Annotated in this window: 13 protein-coding genes and 3 pseudogenes; 4 read left to right on the forward strand and 12 right to left on the reverse strand. The window is 38.2% G+C overall.

Annotated elements, in window-relative coordinates; genetic code table 11:
* Nucleotides 1-124 precede the first annotated feature (124 nt).
* From PAUR_RS10860 to PAUR_RS10875, 4 genes are all read right to left on the reverse strand, one after another.
* Nucleotides 125-421 carry a hypothetical protein gene (locus PAUR_RS10860; RefSeq protein WP_192507777.1) on the reverse strand — a complete coding sequence of 99 codons (297 nt, stop codon included), beginning with the start codon at nucleotides 419-421 and terminating at the stop codon, nucleotides 125-127.
* 244 nt (nucleotides 422-665) lie between these two features.
* Nucleotides 666-1,100, reverse strand: coding sequence for a hypothetical protein (locus PAUR_RS10865; RefSeq protein WP_192507778.1), 435 nt, complete (start codon nucleotides 1,098-1,100; stop codon nucleotides 666-668).
* A gap of 117 nt (nucleotides 1,101-1,217) precedes the next feature.
* Nucleotides 1,218-1,685, reverse strand: a complete 468-nt coding sequence (locus PAUR_RS10870; protein ID WP_192507779.1) for a hypothetical protein — start codon at nucleotides 1,683-1,685, stop codon at nucleotides 1,218-1,220.
* Between the two features lie 180 nt (nucleotides 1,686-1,865).
* A complete protein-coding gene (locus tag PAUR_RS10875) occupies nucleotides 1,866-2,489 on the reverse strand; it encodes a nucleoside/nucleotide kinase family protein (protein WP_192507780.1) in 624 nt (207 codons plus the stop codon).
* Nucleotides 2,490-3,637: 1,148 nt separating this feature from the next.
* Here PAUR_RS10875 and PAUR_RS10880 point away from each other — a divergent pair.
* Nucleotides 3,638-4,606, forward strand: a complete 969-nt coding sequence (locus tag PAUR_RS10880) for a dihydrodipicolinate synthase family protein (protein ID WP_192508558.1) — start codon at nucleotides 3,638-3,640, stop codon at nucleotides 4,604-4,606.
* A gap of 184 nt (nucleotides 4,607-4,790) precedes the next feature.
* Nucleotides 4,791-4,961: pseudogene (locus PAUR_RS10885) on the forward strand (IS110 family transposase); the annotation flags it as partial.
* A 968-nt stretch (nucleotides 4,962-5,929) separates the two neighbouring features.
* Here the strand turns inward: PAUR_RS10885 and PAUR_RS10890 are convergent.
* The 5 genes and pseudogenes from PAUR_RS10890 to PAUR_RS10910 all read right to left on the reverse strand — a co-directional run.
* A pseudogene (locus tag PAUR_RS10890) lies at nucleotides 5,930-6,232 on the reverse strand (transposase); the annotation flags it as partial.
* A 345-nt stretch (nucleotides 6,233-6,577) separates the two neighbouring features.
* Complete coding sequence (locus PAUR_RS10895; protein WP_192507781.1) at nucleotides 6,578-7,594, reverse strand: transposase; 1,017 nt, start codon at nucleotides 7,592-7,594, stop codon at nucleotides 6,578-6,580.
* A 96-nt stretch (nucleotides 7,595-7,690) separates the two neighbouring features.
* Nucleotides 7,691-8,053 carry a hypothetical protein gene (locus PAUR_RS10900; protein ID WP_192507782.1) on the reverse strand — a complete coding sequence of 121 codons (363 nt, stop codon included), beginning with the start codon at nucleotides 8,051-8,053 and terminating at the stop codon, nucleotides 7,691-7,693.
* A gap of 217 nt (nucleotides 8,054-8,270) precedes the next feature.
* Nucleotides 8,271-9,809, reverse strand: a pseudogene (locus PAUR_RS10905) (IS1182 family transposase).
* Nucleotides 9,810-9,997: 188 nt separating this feature from the next.
* Entirely contained in the window at nucleotides 9,998-10,456 is a 459-nt protein-coding gene (locus tag PAUR_RS10910) for a hypothetical protein (protein WP_192507783.1), read from the reverse strand.
* A 348-nt stretch (nucleotides 10,457-10,804) separates the two neighbouring features.
* Here PAUR_RS10910 and PAUR_RS10915 point away from each other — a divergent pair, with 348 nt between their 5' ends.
* Together PAUR_RS10915 and PAUR_RS10920 are read left to right on the forward strand one after the other, a co-directional pair.
* Nucleotides 10,805-11,761: an integron integrase gene (locus tag PAUR_RS10915; RefSeq protein WP_192507784.1), complete on the forward strand. Its 957-nt coding sequence runs from the start codon at nucleotides 10,805-10,807 to the stop codon at nucleotides 11,759-11,761.
* A 193-nt stretch (nucleotides 11,762-11,954) separates the two neighbouring features.
* Entirely contained in the window at nucleotides 11,955-12,167 is a 213-nt protein-coding gene (locus tag PAUR_RS10920) for a hypothetical protein (RefSeq protein WP_192507785.1), read from the forward strand.
* A gap of 310 nt (nucleotides 12,168-12,477) precedes the next feature.
* Here PAUR_RS10920 and PAUR_RS10925 read toward each other — a convergent pair whose 3' ends face one another.
* The 3 genes from PAUR_RS10925 to PAUR_RS10935 form a co-directional block, all read right to left on the reverse strand.
* A complete protein-coding gene (locus PAUR_RS10925) occupies nucleotides 12,478-13,827 on the reverse strand; it encodes a hypothetical protein (RefSeq protein WP_192507786.1) in 1,350 nt (449 codons plus the stop codon).
* 190 nt (nucleotides 13,828-14,017) lie between these two features.
* On the reverse strand, nucleotides 14,018-14,641 hold the full coding sequence (locus PAUR_RS10930; protein WP_192507787.1) for a cohesin domain-containing protein: 624 nt from the start codon (nucleotides 14,639-14,641) through the stop codon (nucleotides 14,018-14,020).
* A gap of 98 nt (nucleotides 14,642-14,739) precedes the next feature.
* Nucleotides 14,740-16,809 (reverse strand): hypothetical protein, encoded by a 2,070-nt coding sequence (locus PAUR_RS10935; protein WP_192507788.1) that lies wholly within the window; start codon nucleotides 16,807-16,809, stop codon nucleotides 14,740-14,742.
* Nucleotides 16,810-17,475 lie beyond the last annotated feature (666 nt).

Raw genomic sequence — 17,475 nt, forward strand, 5'->3', positions numbered from 1 at the left:
GGCGTTTGATCCCTTTCAGCCATATTTTATGTATGAGATTTTAGTGATTTATAATGAATAACCTTGCTTGGAAAACAGTTAATTAACACTGAATGCCTGTTGACAGACTTAAGGCTTCTATATGCTATGCATCATTTTTCAACAACCTGTACAAGGTATCCATACGTTTATTTATCCGCCTGCTTTCATGGAATATTTCAGCTGAAGTGCCAAAAATCAGCAAAAGTAATACATATGAAACCGGTTGGTCTATAACCTCAGGGAATAACCAAACGACAAAGAACAACGATATAATTGTACTCAGCAACCTCAAAACGCTGCCTCGTAAACTGGGTCTAAGGTTTTTAAATTCGTTCTCTAAAGCGAGCTTTTTATTGAGCTTATCCAACTTTATTTGGGCTTCAACTCCATTTTCATTCATACTTAACACTCCCTCAACACTTATAACATTATGATTATATCATATAATACAGTTGGTTAGAGTAAATGACGAAGGAACAAAAGCCAACTGTATTTTGTTATTGTTTGATTTATTGTGCCACTACATTGCGGCCCAAAAAATACGCCGTCTTAGAAAGATTACGGTCTGTAAATTATTTATAGTAACGGCTCAACACGAACATGAGTAGATGGATATCGGGCACAAAAGCAGCTAGATATAAATACTAACCACGCAATTGTGATGTAATAGAATCTTGAACTGATTTTTCATATTCATTATCGCTAACCAAATCGAGACACAACTCCTTGGTACAATAAGAAACAAACTTTATCGGTTTATTGTCAGGGTTTTTAGCCGTTAGTTCATAGAGCGTATAAGACTTAAACTGACTTTTATTTACGACAACATCAGTTGAACTCTTCTTAAAATCAGCCACTAAATCTATATTATTTAAACGAAAATTATAAAAATACATACGCTGAAAAGAATCTTTACAGGCATACAAAATTGAAAAATCTTGCGCAACTAAATCTGCCATTGCTTTACAGCTTGAATCTAAAGTCAAAGGATCTGGCAGTATTTTTACAACAACGCCTCTCTCCTCTTTAGCTGATAGATTAAAAGCTATGAACAGTAGTGCTATGGTGAAAACTTTCATTGAACCTGCCTTGTATTTATAACCCTCAATAAGGGGAAATCTACTAACGATAAATCTATAGTTTCTAAAATGTTGAACGCTGTGAAAACGAGAGTGTAATTTAACTGCTTTATAGCCTTATTCGCCAAGCCATTTAAATTTGGCATCTTTAATTATTTTATTAAATTCAGCCTGAGTGATTTTACCATCAGCTAAATCATCTTCTGCGGGCCAAGCAACCTTCTGATATTCGTATTCTATAGCAGCAAGAACATAACCCAACTTTCTTTCAGTAATACGGTTCTGATGGAAATGTTGCATCGCGAGTTTTTTATTCCATGACTCACCTGCTGGAGGTTGTGGCAAAGTAAAATCAAGGGTAAGGAGTCTTTCGTCTGATATATTGAAACCTTTTGCTATTGACTCTTTGGCGCATTCGTAAAGCATATAATCAATAGAATCTTGAAGGCCATAAAAATGCCAATCAAAACCAGCATTGCATCCACCTACGATTTTTCCCTCTTGGTCTGTAATATCTATGACTCTTTCGGCGCAACCTGAAAGGAAAAATAAGACTACAGTTATCTTTAACAAATTTCGATACATCAATAAGCTCTTATAAACACATAACGAGCCAGTAGGATTACTCGTTTTAATATATTTTTATTTATGTCTCAACTTTAGCCGAGTTCCTATTTTGATTCAATTATTTAGTGTCTAGAAAACCATAGAAAGCCCAGTCCATAGCAATTAAATGCCCGTTACACAAAACCTGTTACAGGCTCGTTATGTTCGACTTTTTACGAAGCGACTCATTGCGTTTAATACTTCTAAACTGTTTAATTTATTAGCTGGTTTATCTAAGTTTGCAATTTTATTTGCTACATTACTAGGCTTGTCGGACTTAATGAACTCAACAGAATTAGAACTTACACCACACATAGCTTCAAAGTATTCAGATTGTGGCTCAATAAGATTCAAATGTTTATCAAAATGTCTTCTAGAACGTGTTAGATCAGACTCCTTTCTTTTACTCAACTCAGAATGCGATGAATTAAGTACAATATATTTATTTGGAAATTCGATATCGCCCCTCTGAATTTTACATTGGTAAAAATCAAACACCTCATTTAATGGTTGAAGGCCGTCATTAGCAAATACCCAGTTATACCAAACAGGTTGGAATGGATCTCCATCTAATACTGCAACACCTCCTCTTTTTGATACATCTCGTGCCAATTTCCACCTATCTATTTGGCGCTCAAAATACCAAGTGCTTGATTCGTTTGTCGACCTTTTAAAAAGCTCATTTACTTCAGCGACTCTAATATAGCCAAATTTCTGTTCTAATAACCTACTCACTGTAGTTTTGCCTACGGCACTCGCGCCTTCAAGGCAGATAATACTCATGAACTCTCCGAAGAACATAACGAGCCTGTAGAATTACTCGTTTAAATTTATTTTCTTGAGGTATCAACCTTAGCTAGATTTCTATTTTTATTCTATCATTTAGTGACTTTCTAGAGTGTTATTCATTATTTTATTTGAGCGCTGTTTTATAGGTCTTTTGAGGCTGGTTTCCGTGGCTTTATTTTAATTAAAAAGGTCCTACTCTTTTAAGGTACCCTGTTTTGTCGCTTTTTCTATATTATGCACCAAGCAATACAACTGCTGTAGCGCGTTTACTCTCGATTGCCACTGTAAGGCCCGTTTACTCATATCTGTGTTGAGTGTAATATTTCGCTTATTACCTTAAGGAGAGCAGGCTCGGTGTACCTAGCTGATGGCACTCCTATATAAAAAGCACTTTTCGGCCCATTGGATTATCTATTTTGGCTTTCGTTTTATCTATGTAACTTCATCACTGCGTGACTCATCATTTTAAAACCGCACTTGCTGGTATGTTTTCATTGGAGGTTTTCGCATGCATTGCTGCTGCAAAAAACACGTTTTACAATCTTTTAAATCACCTCAGAATCGGGGGTATGTTCGATTGTGATTTTTTACATTAACGCGCTTCACCAGCCTAATCATGGTTATATCGTTGGCCATAACAATTTACCGAGGGTGAATGCTCTCTATAAAATTACAGTAACAAGGCCGTTCAAGTTTAAAAAAGAACAACCTAGAATGCTGAGAACCAATTCCTTAAAGAAGTCGTTCTACAACCTCATAGCCATAAGCGGCGAGTGATTGTTGGCTAAAATGGGAGGATTACCGAGCCACCCGTTACGAATCTGACCTTAAAGCTCTGTTGTCAGTGCAAAGGTAGGCTACACAACTTCAATTGAAAAAACTTTTCCACTAGAGGGAGTTTGTTTTAATAAAAGGTTCAAATGAAAGTGCAATGATTGAATACGCTCAAAAAATCAATAAAAATTAAAGAATTAAAGGGTCTGCTAAAGTTGAACTGTAATACGCTTTAAGCGTTTAATTTAAGCCTATTGAAGACGTAATCCAATAATTTTCCGGCTTTGCCGAAAGTAATTTAATTGATGCACCTTTTATTGTATAATGTATACAATAAAAACTGTATCCGTTAAATAAGAGGAAATATGATGGAAACAAATAATACAGATTGGCGATATACGGTTATGCCGGCCGTGTTTACTTGGCTTAAAGAGTCAGAAAGCGGTGCCCTTGAAATTGACTTTGATGCAACACAAAAATACGCAGCAGATATTTTAAAAGTTCAAGGAAAAGGCGGAAGCCGAATGGGTGGACTTGTCGGCTCTGGTACCCTAGGTGAGAATAGCTACCTAAGCTCTGAACAGCGCCTTTCTTTACTTAAAGCCCTTTCTGATATAGCTAAAGAGTTCAATGTGCCATTAATCAGTGGAGCAGCAGCAGAAACTAAAGAAGAAATTGCCAAAATCGTTAAAGAACTCGCAACAGTTGGTGTAGATACCGTGATGGTCATGCCACCAAAGACTAAAGAAGTGCCTTCTGATGAAGAAATGTATGCATACTATGCACTTTCTGCAACAGCTGCAAAAGAAGCAGGCGTAACAATTATGCCTTATAACAACCCCGATGCAGCCGGCTATCATGCAATTTCAACTGACCTTCTAAAAAGACTTGCTGCTCTGCCTGAAGTAACTGCGCTTAAAATATCGACGACAGACGTTTCAGTTATTGAAACTCTGATGTTAGAGAATAAAGATTTAAAAGTCTTGGCTGGTGTTGACACTGTAACTGTACATGCAGGGCTTGCTGGCGCATGTGGTGGGATCACAGGTGTTGGCTGTATATTTCCAAAAGCCAGTGTCACTATGCAGGAATATGTCAATAAAGGGGAATGGGCTGAGGCAAACAAAATTTCTCAGGCTATGAACTCCATATCATACCTTGATGCTCAGCCGTTGCTTTTAGAATATCTTAAGTTTGCGTTTGGCGTTCACCATAATGATGCGACAGGAGGGCTTCGTACCCTTGGTAAAAAGTTAACTCAAGCGCAAATTGATGATGTACGTGCAAGATATATTCTCGCAAAAGAAAGGCTTGAAACTCTGGGTTTAATAGATTGATCCTGCCAAAAATTCAAAAAGAGAAAGCTTCGTTTTTACGGAGCTTTTTTGTGTCAGCTTAAAAATTACCACTTCGCTTTTTAGATTTCAAATTATCAATGAGTTGATTTCAAGCTCGGTTTGGCTGGAGTTCTCACTAAATAAATACGAGAGAAATGTGTGCCTGTCCTTTTTTTACTTCACTGTATTGTTATTACGCCATAACTATAATGCTACTCAATACCTTGAAAAATTACAAAAAAGAATGAGCAAAGCCAAAGCATTGTCAGCGCTGGCGCATAAGCTTGGCCGATGTGTTTACTATATGCTTAAAAAAGAGACTGTATTCGATGAAACCCGATTCTTAAAGCGTTAGTCACGGTACTGAGTGAGCTGAACGTCTAACTGGATAAAAGGCTGAGCATCAATCAATTGGGTGAGTGAATAGCCATTAAGCTATAACCTGATCATATGCCTAACGACCAAAGCCATTTGGCTTGATTAGACGCTCAATACGCGTGCATTAATACAATAAGCAAAGTCGCTTACACCTGACTTGAGCCTGAAACTAACTGGATCACAATGATGAAACCAGCCGCCTTGAATAGTGCCATGATGAGGTTAACCGATGAATGTCTAGTGCCCCTGCGGACCCATAAGGAAATGGAAAAAAGTAGGCAGCGATGAGATCGCAATAAGAGAGCCTCTATATGTGTTTGCCGTAAGCAACTTGCTTAACTGCCACATCGACAGACGAAATAAACGGATTTGTTTATTGATTTAGAATTGGCCGTCACTGTATAAAAACGGCCAAAAAGAACATTAGTGCCTATTGACAGAGTTAAGGCTCATATGTGTTATGTTTCTTTTTCAACCAAAGGCACAGCGAACATAAATAAAAGAATTAATAATACAAAAGTAATACCGATTAAAATTGGAGTTAATGTACCCAATTGCACTTTAAAGTGAAGAATACCTTTTAAAGCTATAAGCTCCAAAAAAATAACAAACAGAGAAATAGGTGTACTTAAAGCTAAATTGCACCCACACCTATTGCACTCTCTATTACTAAAATTATTAATCAAAAGTACATTAAATGGATTTTGGCGAGAATAACATTTTGGACATTTACTCAAACTCTATCCTTAGAAACATAACGAGCCTGTAGAATTACTCGTTTTAATTTATTTTTATTGATGCCTCAACCATAGCTGAGTTCCTATTTTTATTCAATCGTTTAGTGACTTTCTACTTTGATTTTCATTATGTGCTTTGAGGGGGATTTTATCGGTCTTAACAGCGGGCTTTTGTGGCTTTATTTTGGTTAAAGTGGCCCTACTCTTCTTAATGTATCCTGTTTTGTAGCTTTTCTATATTATGTACCAGACAATACAGCTGCCATTGTGCGTTCACTTTCGTTTGCCCGCGTAAGGTCAGTTTATTCATCCCTTTATTCACTGTGATATTTCCGAACACGGGTTCGATACATCCAAGTCGTTTGCTATATGCTCTACGCCCCATTGGGCTATCTATTTTGACTTTCATTTTATCCATGTAACTTCGCTTTTTACGCGAGCCATTATTTTTAAACTACACTTGTCTGCCTGTTTTTATCGGCGGTTTTCGCATACATTGTGGCAGTAATGGGACAGGCACACAATTATACGCTCAACATTGCAATGTAACGCCACCCTATTATGCAAGAAATTTGAAAAGATAAAATGGGACAGGCACATAATTGTACAAAAGAGCTGTACTAAATTGGGTGGAGTTACAACCATTGCAAGCCACGTTCAATCTGAAAGTGCACCAGTAATTTAATTCACAGCATCAATATTTCCTCACGGTGAAATTCAATAAATATATTACCTTCTATCACTCCGGCTATTACAGCGCTGATTTATCGAGTTCAAGGAAAGCAAAACAGTAAGCTGATGCGCTTGCTAGGTCCGTTTTGATGTTTTTTTGATATTCTACAGAAAGCCTACTGTGTTACCCAGCCCCTTTGTACCATTTGACGTCATTCTTTGCCGCCTGCCGGCTTAAAGCGTGTTTACTCCCTGCAAAGTTTGCATATTGTCGTCTGAAGCTTTGTACCTGCTCTAACCATACCGTTTCTTCTATATTGAGAGTCACTAATACTCTTGGTATCGAATGGCTTATATAGCCTGTCTTTTTTGGATGCACATGGCGGCCACTCCAATCTACTAATTCAAAATAATCTAGTAGGCTAAATGGGATGGTTCCTGCTATGTACTCGCCAGCAAATGGTTTTAATTCCGTAGGTTGGCTTATATGGGCTGGCTCATCTTTTTGAGGGATGTTTTGAGAAGGATTTAATTGTGCTTTTTTACTGCCTTTTATCTGGGCTTTAAAATGCAGTAACCGTTCTTGAATTGACGTAAAATCGCTCTCTTCGAGCGTATTTGCCATATTCGCTCTGATTGGATTTAAATCTACATACGCCATGCAGCTCAATAGTGCTCTTTCATCTAACAGAGCTTGGGATTTATAGCGGCCCTCCCAATATTTACCCGTACAGTTATCTTCTTTATTCGCTTCTTTGGCTATGAATTCGTTCAAATTCTTCATATACCAGCTAATGTCATACAACCTCAAACGCCATTTTGACACTATTTCATTGAAGAAAGTCATCGTTGCATCATCGAATACTTCTCCACTGATATATCTGTCTACCAATGAATCACCATTGTAAAGTTGATACCAACGCTTAATAACGTCATCATCTGACCAATCGAGCGCAGTTTGCTTATTTACTTTCACAACAATGTGATAATGGTTGCTCATAATCGCATAAGCCGCTATTTCTATTGCAAATACACTACTGAGCAACTTCATTCTCTCGACCAACCACTCCCTTCTGTGGTCAAAGTTCTTTCCTGAATACTTATCTTCCCCACACAAAAAAGCACGGCGTACACACCGTGCTATTAAATGGTAATAAGGCGTTGCAGACAAATCAATTAAAGCATTCCTTGCTCTTGTCATATTAATCACTCAAAAAACTGGGTATATAAACAGTAGTTAAACCACCCAATTATGCAAGAAATTTGTGTCTGTCCTTTTTTACTTTCCTTAGGCATTTTAATAGTTTATGAAAGTTAGCTTGGTTTTAACAAGCTTGGAATAAATTAACATACCAAGCCATATAAATGGATAAACAGTGAATAGCTGCATAACAGACACCATAAAGCTAAGAATAAAGGTGTCGGCTAAAGCTGAACCGGAAATACTGCCGAGGTCAAACTCTGGCCAGTATATACCGAATTTTGACGCGGCATATACTCCAAGCATAAGAATCAAATACCCGATATTCATACCAATAAACATAACTTTAAACAGACTTGATGCTGAAAGTCTCTTACATGGGATCGTTGATTTCTTTGACCCACTAACCGAACCAATATCTGACTCTGGGGTTTGGTATATTTCTTCGGTAGTGCTCATATTGTCGATCATCGATGATTATTGCCTAACGAGCCTGTAGAATTACTCGTTTTAATTTATTTTTTATTGATGCCTCAACCATAGCTGAGTTCCTATTTTGATTCAATCGTTTAGTGACTTTCTACTTTGATTTTCATTATGTGCTTTGAGGGGGATTTTATCGGTCTTAACAGCGGGCTTTTGTGGCTTTATTTTGGTTAAAGTGGCCCTACTCTTCTTAATGTATCCTGTTTTGTAGCTTTTCTATATTATGTACCAGACAATACAGCTGCCATTGTGCGTTCACTTTCGTTTGCCCGCGTAAGGTCAGTTTATTCATCCCTTTATTCACTGTGATATTTCCGAACACGGGTTCGATACATCCAAGTCGTTTGCTATATGCTCTACGCCCCATTGGGCTATCTATTTTGACTTTCATTTTATCCATGTAACTTCGCTTTTTACGCGAGCCATTATTTTTAAACTACACTTGTCTGCCTGTTTTTATCGGCGGTTTTCGCATACATTGTTGTTGCAGGGGGCAGACTTTACAGTCTTTTAAGTAACCGCAGAATCGTGTGTATTGTTGATGATGACTTTTTACATTTATGCCGCTTCGCCACATCTCGTTGCCTGCTGGGCATCTGCACGTTTGTGTTGTTTCATTATAATAAAAGTCGTCTGAGGTAAATAAACGGGGCTTGCCATTACGTCGCTTTAGTCGCCGTTTCTCTTGTTCTGTTTCATACGTTTCACTCTCTTTGAACAGCGGGTTTCGCTTTCTAAACTGGTTATCGGCTATGTAAGTATCAAAGCCACTTTCTGCCATGAATTCGAGGTTCGCTTCGCTGTTAAAACCGCTGTCAGCGGTGAACTTAGTATGTTGTTTAGTTAACTGAGGGTTCTGACTAACCTGAGCCAATTGTTGTTTTAATTGTGCCACCGCAGGTTGTAAGGTTTGTTGCTCTCCTACTGACCCCCATACTTGTGCTTGCAGTATAACTTGGTGTTTATCATCATTAATTGCGATACCGTTATAGCCTTGGATGGTACCTTTTGAGGTCGTCATTTTTGCACTGTCTGGGTCGGTGATGTTGCTTTTGACTGGCTTGCCTTTGCTACCTGTTTTTTCTTGGTGTGTGGCAAGAAACTGTGTGATTTTATCGGCACTTTTATCTAGCTTTTCTTTTTGCTTTAAATCTTGATTAACCTGCTCTTTGCTTAGATTATCTTGTGATTGGTGCCGCTCGAGAATGCGTTTACTCGCGCGCTCTAATTTGGCTTTCTTACGCCCAAGCTCATCGAATGTACCGCTCCACTCTTTACTGGCATTGGACTTTAATTTACAACCATCAATGGCAAACATGTTACGGCCAATTAAGTCTTCTTCATCACATATCATCAGCACTTGGGTAAACAAGGGTTCAATTTGCTCATGCATTTTTGCCACAAACGCCGCGATTGAGGTGTAATGCGGCTGCACATCGCCCGATACACTCATGAACAAAATATTGTTTTCACAGGCCTTGGCGATACGGCGACTACTGATCAACCCATGTGCATAACCGAGTAAAATTATCTTTAACATCACCGCTGGCGAATACGCCGCAGCGCCCGTTTTATCATTGTTATACCCTGCATCAAACCCCGATAAGTCGAGCTTATTTTCAACAATATAACAAAGCGCGTACTCAAATGTACCTGGCAAGATTTGCTCAGCGAAATTGATAGGAATGAATTTATTTTGGCAGGATAAGTCAGGCTTGTAGTTAGCCATAACAATTTACCATGGGTGAATAATATCTATTAGATCACAGTAAAACAGTCGATTCAAGGCTAAAAAGCAAACAAGTCTATCAGTGTAAGATCAGTTCCTGAAACAAGTAATTCTACAGCCTCAACGCCTAATTAACAGGCAAATAATGGTTGGCTAAATATAAGCGACGAAGGAGCGAAAGCCAACTGTTATTTGTCCTTGTTTAATTTCTTGTTATATTTCAATGCGACAATACTGCCAGCAGCACAAAAGATAGCATAAAACGTTGATGATATTACACCTGTAAAAGGAGTAAATGCAAGCAAAACGAATACGCCTAACAAAGTGACTTGTAGCATTGTTGTGCCGTCAATAATCCACCGACAACAAACAAAAGACCAAACGGCTATTAGCAATGCTAAGAATAGTTTATAACCGACTGCCTTTTTAAATTTACTATTTCTTTCTTCAGAATTAATGTAACGATTTTCTAATGTTTTTAACTGTGCAATATCAGTTTCATTTAGGTGGCCTTTTTGCCACCTTTTAGCATACTCGTCCTGATAATCAACCTCGACTGTAGTAGACGCAGGATTAGTAATTTTTTGCTCGTAAACCGCAAACATGAATAACGATAAACAAACTATGAGTATTGGTAAATGCTTCATCTTGAAATATAACAGTGTATTAGCGTGAATTCCGATAAACACTCTGCCCTTATTTCATGCAGAGACAATCAGAACTGCCAATTAATTTAATATATATTAGTAACTTAACACTTTCCCTCACACACAACAATCACCTTTTTACACCTTCTGAAACCGAGAGTTTACTTAACCGAGAACCATTTGGGTCGTTATGTAATTTTACTAAAGTAAAAACTATATATAATTCAGTCGATTAAGTTTATATGTCAATTTAAACGTGCATTTTTTAATTTACATAACGAGAAGAGAGGTTAGCAATTTTGAGAAATTAAATTATAACTGTATATAAAAACAGGTATAGAGCATCTTATGTCTTCATCTCCTTTTCTTGAATCGGTTCGAACCGAACTGCGTACAAGGCGCTATAGTATTAAAACTGAGAAGGTGTACTTATACTGGATCAAGTCGTTCATCATTTTTAATGATAAAAAACACCCTAAGGATATGAGCAACCATGACATTGAGCGTTTTCTAAACCACTTAGCGGTCAACAGGCTCGTCAGTGGTGCCACTCAAAATCAAGCCTTATGCGCTATAATTTTTCTGTATCGATATATTATTCAAAGAGATATTAAAAACCTTCGTTACTCGTTTACTAAACGAGAGAAGTCAATGCCTAGCGTGTTATCCCATGAAGAAGCTATGCAAGTAATTGCACAGCTGCATGGAAAATACTGGTTAATCGGCTCGTTACTGTACGGGTGTGGGCTAAGAATAAATGAAGCGCTCCAGTTACGAATAAAAGACATAAACTTGCATGACAATTCTCTCTTTATATTTCGAGGAAAAGGTAAAAAAGACCGATATACTTTGCTGCCACAACGACTGAATCATGCAATAACCCAACAAATAGCGCAGGTGAAACTACTCCATTCTAAAGACGTATCTGAAGGGTATGGCTTAACTTCACTTCCGCCTGCGTTATTACGAAAATACGGCAATGCAGCAAAAGACACTGCCTGGCAATATCTATTTCCTTCATCTACGCGTTGTGTCCACCCGTATGATAACTATATTTGTCGGCATCACCTTCACGAAACGTCATTTAGAAAACAGCTAAGGCAAGCAGTCCTAGCAACGCCTATAACAAAACACGTAAAAGCGCATACATTTCGTCACTCTTTCGCCACTGAACTTTTACAACACGGTACTGATATTAGAACGGTGCAAGAACTGTTAGGCCATTCAGATTTAAAAACAACCGAACTATACACGCATGTGATAGGGAGTCGATTTAGCCATACTTTAAGCCCAATAGATAGGTGAAACTAAACCCGTGTGACAGTGTTTAATTCGTCATTGAGCAAATGACTGATGGCAACCCAATTCAGAAAAAATACGCTAGAAAAATGGGTAATTCATCTTGCATAAATATAGTACTGATGCAAAAGTAACTAACGACTTTATTCATTGAAGGTCATTGTTTTTATACAATGAGACAATACAAGGAAAAGTAATCATGCATAAAAGTGACCATAAAATCGTACAAAACAAACTGGGGCTATATATCGCTTTGGGCGCTGGAGGCGGCGCTGCTATAGGCGCAATTGTCGGTGTTATTTTTGATATTTTGCCATTTAGTATCTCTACTGGGTGCGCACTTGGCGTTGGTATTGGCGTTGCCATTGGTGCTGCGCGCTTAGCACCAAAAAAAGTAAAACACCCTAGCTGAATTAACTAACCTCAGCTCTGAATAAGCGAATTTGCCCAATAAAGCTACTTTTCTCACTCTCGGCGTTGCTTTCATTTGTAATAGCCCGCTATTACTGCATAAAAGCGCCTTGATATTGAACAAAATATCATCATTGGATTGGACGTAAGTTTGTTTTCAAAACATTTTCTATTCCAAAACCCTTATCCAAACCTGAGGTTAACTAAAGTGTAAAATAGCGTCTCTTTTGAGTACATTACTATATTGTATTAGTTAAGGTGTTTTTACATTCTTATCACGCGCCTGTTTTTTGTTAACCCGCGAATCTTACTTATGCAGCAAACCGCTCAGCCCAGGTAAGTGTCCCTAATACCACTGGTACTTCCAGATCATATGAATAGGTATGGATATCCTCTATTTGTCGCGCATGAAATCGCTGTTCAACGTCAGATATATTGGCGCCAGCCCATTGTTCAATGGAGTCTGACTTTTTAAATAAATGCGGCTTTTCTGCTACATCTGTCATCAACTTAGACCATAGTTCAGCCTGAATTTGCGCTGGTTTTTCATTAACTTGCTCAACCATGTCATTCATCCAACTGAGTCCATAATCTTCGTAAGCATTCAAGAGCTTTTTATGGAAACTTTTACGCTGGCCATCGTCAGGCATCGCATCATTCAAAGAGACATATTGCCCTTTTGAGCTTTGGTAATAATTAACATGCGCTTCATAATTAACTTGTTGACCTATATAACTGAAAATATTGGTTGGCCCAGTTTCGTCAGCTTCACTTAACATATCAAAAAAGGCACGTTTGTCGTTGTGTGAAACCAGACTCGCCATATCGACAATACCGCGACTTTTTTCAAAGTCACTGTCTTTTAAATGCGTATTTATAGTCAGTAAATCATCTTCACTGAAAGTTGCACGCGCAAGCATATCCGTATATGTATCGGTGAGGTTTTTGCTGTTATTGCCTTTTGTTAAGCGCATATCTAATCCATTTTCAGCCCGTGGAACATGCAGTAAAATAGGCTCTCTACCATCTTCATCAACGGGGATCAATGAAGTGGGCGCGGCCCCGTTTTGTGCCTGTGCAGATAAAGCCATAAATGTGTCTACCGTATCTTTTAACATCTCAGTCGACATGCCTTCGAGTGCGTTAAATAACTCCTCAGGTTTTTTATTGTTGAACAATCTCAAAGGAGGAAATGATTGATCTAGCACTTGGGTGAATTTACTGAAGGTTTCGTCATCCATTTTTTCTAAAATAGATAATAACGTTTTTGAAGGCTTATATTGTTTCATGATATCGCGCTGATCTGGACTTAATCTGTCCAGCTGATCTAAAAACGCGTCTATATCTTGTTTATTATCTAACTCGCCGTATTGATATTGTCTTTCACTATCAGGGGCTGATAGATCAATCGTCACTTTGGGCTGATAGCCTGAAAAATAAAGCTTGGCTCCTATTTCGGGCGCTTCATTTTTTATGATCGCAACGTCGCGTTGAGTTGTAGTCACACTATTTTTGTGTTGTTTTTCTACTTCACTATCAAGTAAAGCTCTGTCTTCTTTCGACACCGTAATCGGGGTCATTTCTAACTTTATAGCTTGGCCCCGGCTAACTTGACTCTGATTAACTTGATTCTGACTGACGAAGGGATACTGAATACGCATCGCTGTTTCCTTGCGATTAAAGTGCCTAATAACGGGTTATATCTCAAATATCGGCCAACAATTCGTAAACTTTACACTTTTCTGTACATATCATAGTCTCTACGTCAAAGTATCGACGACGAATAATTCACTTATAACAGGAACAGGTAAGACAGCGATATGCGTTATCAATGCCTCCACCCCCTCCTCTTTATTCTGTGGCTAACACGCTGCGTTTTCTAATGACCCTAGCAAAAATAGTCAAAAACAATACAATAAAAGTAATTGCTATGAATACCGATACAAGTGATGAGTTTTTCTGTACGCGAGGAGCTGATGACTGAAAATGTATCTGCTTAGGCGTGGCTACCTCTGGTTTGCTCACTTTTCCATCTTGCGAACCAAATTTTGCACTGACGATTGCTACTTCAGTGGGTAAATACATTGAACTGGCTTCAAATTGCACTCTGCCCAATATACCTGAACCATTAACATCTTTAGCAGGGTTAATCTGACTCATAACAAATTGAATTCGGCCCTCTTTTTTATTAACGTGATTCTTTAAAATAAATTGGTAACGCGTATTGAAAAAGTCACTCGCTTCGATTTGTACGCCATCCTTATTTTCATCTTTATCAATTACTGTCAAAACATCCGGATCATAAACAATTTCAATATCGGCACCATAAACATTTGGCATATCGACAACTTCAATATCAACATAAAACCTACTTCCTAATGTAATATCATCTTCTGCGACTGAAAGCGAAATATGTCCACTTTGTGCCCAGCAAGGTACCGCTAGTAATAAAAACAGTAAGTTAATAATACGCATCGTTATATTTTCTCCAATGTTAGTACCAGCCGCTCAAACGCAGAGCGGCCACATAATCAAGATTTAGTATGGTTAAAATATACTTTCACTAGCACTTATCACCACGTTTGCACACCTGATTTACCATAATGATTGCCTAACAATGTGAGATCCTGAACGTTTATTTTAGTATCACGGTTAAAGTCTGCTTTAGGTGTATACGGCGCGCCGCCTTCTAAAGTGCTGCGATATGCACCGAGCAATAGGGTTAAATCGGCGATGTCAATTTGTCCATTTGCATTACTGTCACCAGCGACCAATGATATATTGCCTAAATCTAAACTTGGCTCACCTGCATTCACCGTTATAGACTTTTCTGCTGGTAAATAACCATCAGATTCCACTCTTATTACCACTTCGCCCGACGCTAAATTCACTGAAAATGTGCCATCAGCACTAATTTCTACAGGTATACCATTTACAAACACTCTGGTTTGACTGTAATCCCCAGAAAACCCAAGGGCTGATACATTGCCGGTTACTAATTGCGCTTCCTCTATGGTGAAACTCCAAGGTGTACTTGTGCTCAGCAACATCTGGCCTGCGTTATTTGCTAATTCTGCAGTTAAATTTAACGTAACAGCCCCTGCTTGTTCAGCTTTCATTGAAACAGTAGCAAAAACACCTTGTCCCGTAATCGCTGGAGCTGGATGAATCAAGCTAAGCGCACCGCTCCACTCATTATCAGTAACAACTTCAGGTAACCCAATTCTTTTCTCCGACGGAAAAACGTTGCCATAGCTGCCTGCCGTAATTTTTATTTTTCCAGCCGTTGAGTTCGTCAAACGGACATCAGCGCCATATATATTTGATCCTGCAACTAAAATATCAAAGCTATATTCTTCACCTACTAATATAGATTGTGGCAATGATGAGAGTGAAACTAAATTTGAATAACCGAGTTGAAACTGTTGGGCATAGGCATCATTTAATGGGAAATCGTTATTGTGATAACTCACAAGCAAACGATTACCAGGTAAAACATCAATCATCGGGCCATAGTACTGAGTCGCATCTGAATACTTTCTTATACTCTGAATTGCATCAACAGCTAAGTTGTTTGCATCAAATTGACGGTACGACATTGTATTTTCAGATCCATAACTTTCCCATGCAATTACATACCCCCCATCGTCTAAGCTTTTTATTACTGGGTCAAAATGGTTGGCTCCAACAAAGGGGGCCGTTAGCTGGTATTCATTGCCTATTGTCACCCCTTGAGTATTAAAGCGTTGTACAAATATATCCGAGCTTTCACCACCAGCTGCTTTTTGTCCGAAATATCCCCAAGCAACGACAAAACCTCCATCATTCAAGCCACTTACTGATATCGTTTGAAAATCAGGCGTTATATTTTGAGGTGAGAACTGTTGAATGTTGGTAATTGCTGAGCCAGCTTCAGAAAATATTTGATTGTAGATTTGATTACCTTGCCACCAAGTTAAAACATATCGATCTTGTGTCAATGTATCTAAACCATAAATATTGAAAAATGAATGTATCTCATTGTTGTGCTCGACAAAATTATTGACAGTGCCATTCGCATGATAACGTTGTGTGTAGGTTTTACCACCTTCTCCCCAAGTAATCATAAACTTCCCTTGACCAAGGTCAAATGCTTTAGGGTTAAGATGATAATCGGACGATACACTTTTTACCAAAAACTCACTTCCAATAGCATTACCACTGATATTAAATAACTTAGCCATGATACTTTTATCTGCATTCCAAGTTATAACAAAGTTGCCATTATCAAGTCCTTTTACTGCAACGGTATGTACTCCTTCGCTATAATTCAACGACTGTGTACTAACTTGGATTTCACTACCCGCAAACGAACCATCTGCATGGTACCGCTGGGCAAAAATGTGTGTTTGTGTAAACGGGGTGTTTGTTTGCGTTGTACCATACCAAGCAACAACATAGCCACCATCAGATAGTGCGCTAACGCTACTATTAACCTGACCAACCAATCTTGATTGACTATTTACTTTAGATGCCTGTACTTGGATGCTTGTGACAATCAAAAACATCGCAAAAAGAATATGAAAAATTGAGTAGTTTATTTGTTTTAAGTTTAGGCCAAATAAAACATGATTATTGAGCCTGTTGAGCACACGGTTTAACATAATGCATTCCTTCAAGAGTTATCGTAAGACAGGTAAATAAACTGAACTCCCAAAACACTACATTGTGAAATACCAAACGATGGTACCGTATAGGTAAACCGATGCATGTAATAAGAGTGGACTTTGCTAACTATTCCTTTACCTAAAACGTATATCGCCCGCTTTGCGTTTTTCATTAGTATAAAAGTGAATTATTTATTTGATATTTTTAGGCTTTATGTAATATCACGCCTTTAATGAATAAGCTAACAACTCAATAAAGCTGGGTATATCGTGGTTTTTACTTACTCAAAGTGAAGAAATTGCGCCTCATTCCAACATATTTCCCACACAATCCGGTATATCGCAATGAAGAAAAGTTCGTGAAACTTATTTCTATCAAAGTTGTATGCTTTATTGAGAGGCCATCACATTAACTTACATGGTTGGTTGCATTTAATTAAAAACAAACCAGTGTAGTATTCAGCAAAGGTCAATATGAAAATTTAATCTAGGCTCTTGTCAGAATTATGATCAAGATGTGTAATGCTCAATTCGTTCTCAAAAGAGCTAAAAACCAAGCTCTCCCCCTCATCAGATGAGCAAACAGGAAAATAAGCGTTTCGACATTGAGGAAGTTATTATTATTTGAACCCGTCCTTTCCCACATAACGCATGTTTGAAATG

This window comes from Pseudoalteromonas aurantia 208 (genome assembly GCF_014858725.1).
GTDB lineage: Bacteria > Pseudomonadota > Gammaproteobacteria > Enterobacterales > Alteromonadaceae > Pseudoalteromonas > Pseudoalteromonas aurantia.

What these genes read in the sequence shown, in the direction of transcription:
- PAUR_RS10860 (WP_192507777.1), bottom strand. Translation starts at nt 421, where the DNA reads ATGAATGAAAATGGAGTTGAAGCCCAAATAAAGTTGGATAAGCTCAAT.
- PAUR_RS10865 (WP_192507778.1), bottom strand. Translation starts at nt 1,100, where the DNA reads ATGAAAGTTTTCACCATAGCACTACTGTTCATAGCTTTTAATCTATCA.
- PAUR_RS10870 (WP_192507779.1), bottom strand. Translation starts at nt 1,685, where the DNA reads ATGTATCGAAATTTGTTAAAGATAACTGTAGTCTTATTTTTCCTTTCA.
- PAUR_RS10875 (WP_192507780.1), bottom strand. Translation starts at nt 2,489, where the DNA reads ATGAGTATTATCTGCCTTGAAGGCGCGAGTGCCGTAGGCAAAACTACA.
- PAUR_RS10880 (WP_192508558.1), top strand. Translation starts at nt 3,638, where the DNA reads ATGGAAACAAATAATACAGATTGGCGATATACGGTTATGCCGGCCGTG.
- PAUR_RS10895 (WP_192507781.1), bottom strand. Translation starts at nt 7,594, where the DNA reads ATGACAAGAGCAAGGAATGCTTTAATTGATTTGTCTGCAACGCCTTAT.
- PAUR_RS10900 (WP_192507782.1), bottom strand. Translation starts at nt 8,053, where the DNA reads ATGAGCACTACCGAAGAAATATACCAAACCCCAGAGTCAGATATTGGT.
- PAUR_RS10910 (WP_192507783.1), bottom strand. Translation starts at nt 10,456, where the DNA reads ATGAAGCATTTACCAATACTCATAGTTTGTTTATCGTTATTCATGTTT.
- PAUR_RS10915 (WP_192507784.1), top strand. Translation starts at nt 10,805, where the DNA reads ATGTCTTCATCTCCTTTTCTTGAATCGGTTCGAACCGAACTGCGTACA.
- PAUR_RS10920 (WP_192507785.1), top strand. Translation starts at nt 11,955, where the DNA reads ATGCATAAAAGTGACCATAAAATCGTACAAAACAAACTGGGGCTATAT.
- PAUR_RS10925 (WP_192507786.1), bottom strand. Translation starts at nt 13,827, where the DNA reads ATGCGTATTCAGTATCCCTTCGTCAGTCAGAATCAAGTTAATCAGAGT.
- PAUR_RS10930 (WP_192507787.1), bottom strand. Translation starts at nt 14,641, where the DNA reads ATGCGTATTATTAACTTACTGTTTTTATTACTAGCGGTACCTTGCTGG.
- PAUR_RS10935 (WP_192507788.1), bottom strand. Translation starts at nt 16,809, where the DNA reads ATGTTAAACCGTGTGCTCAACAGGCTCAATAATCATGTTTTATTTGGC.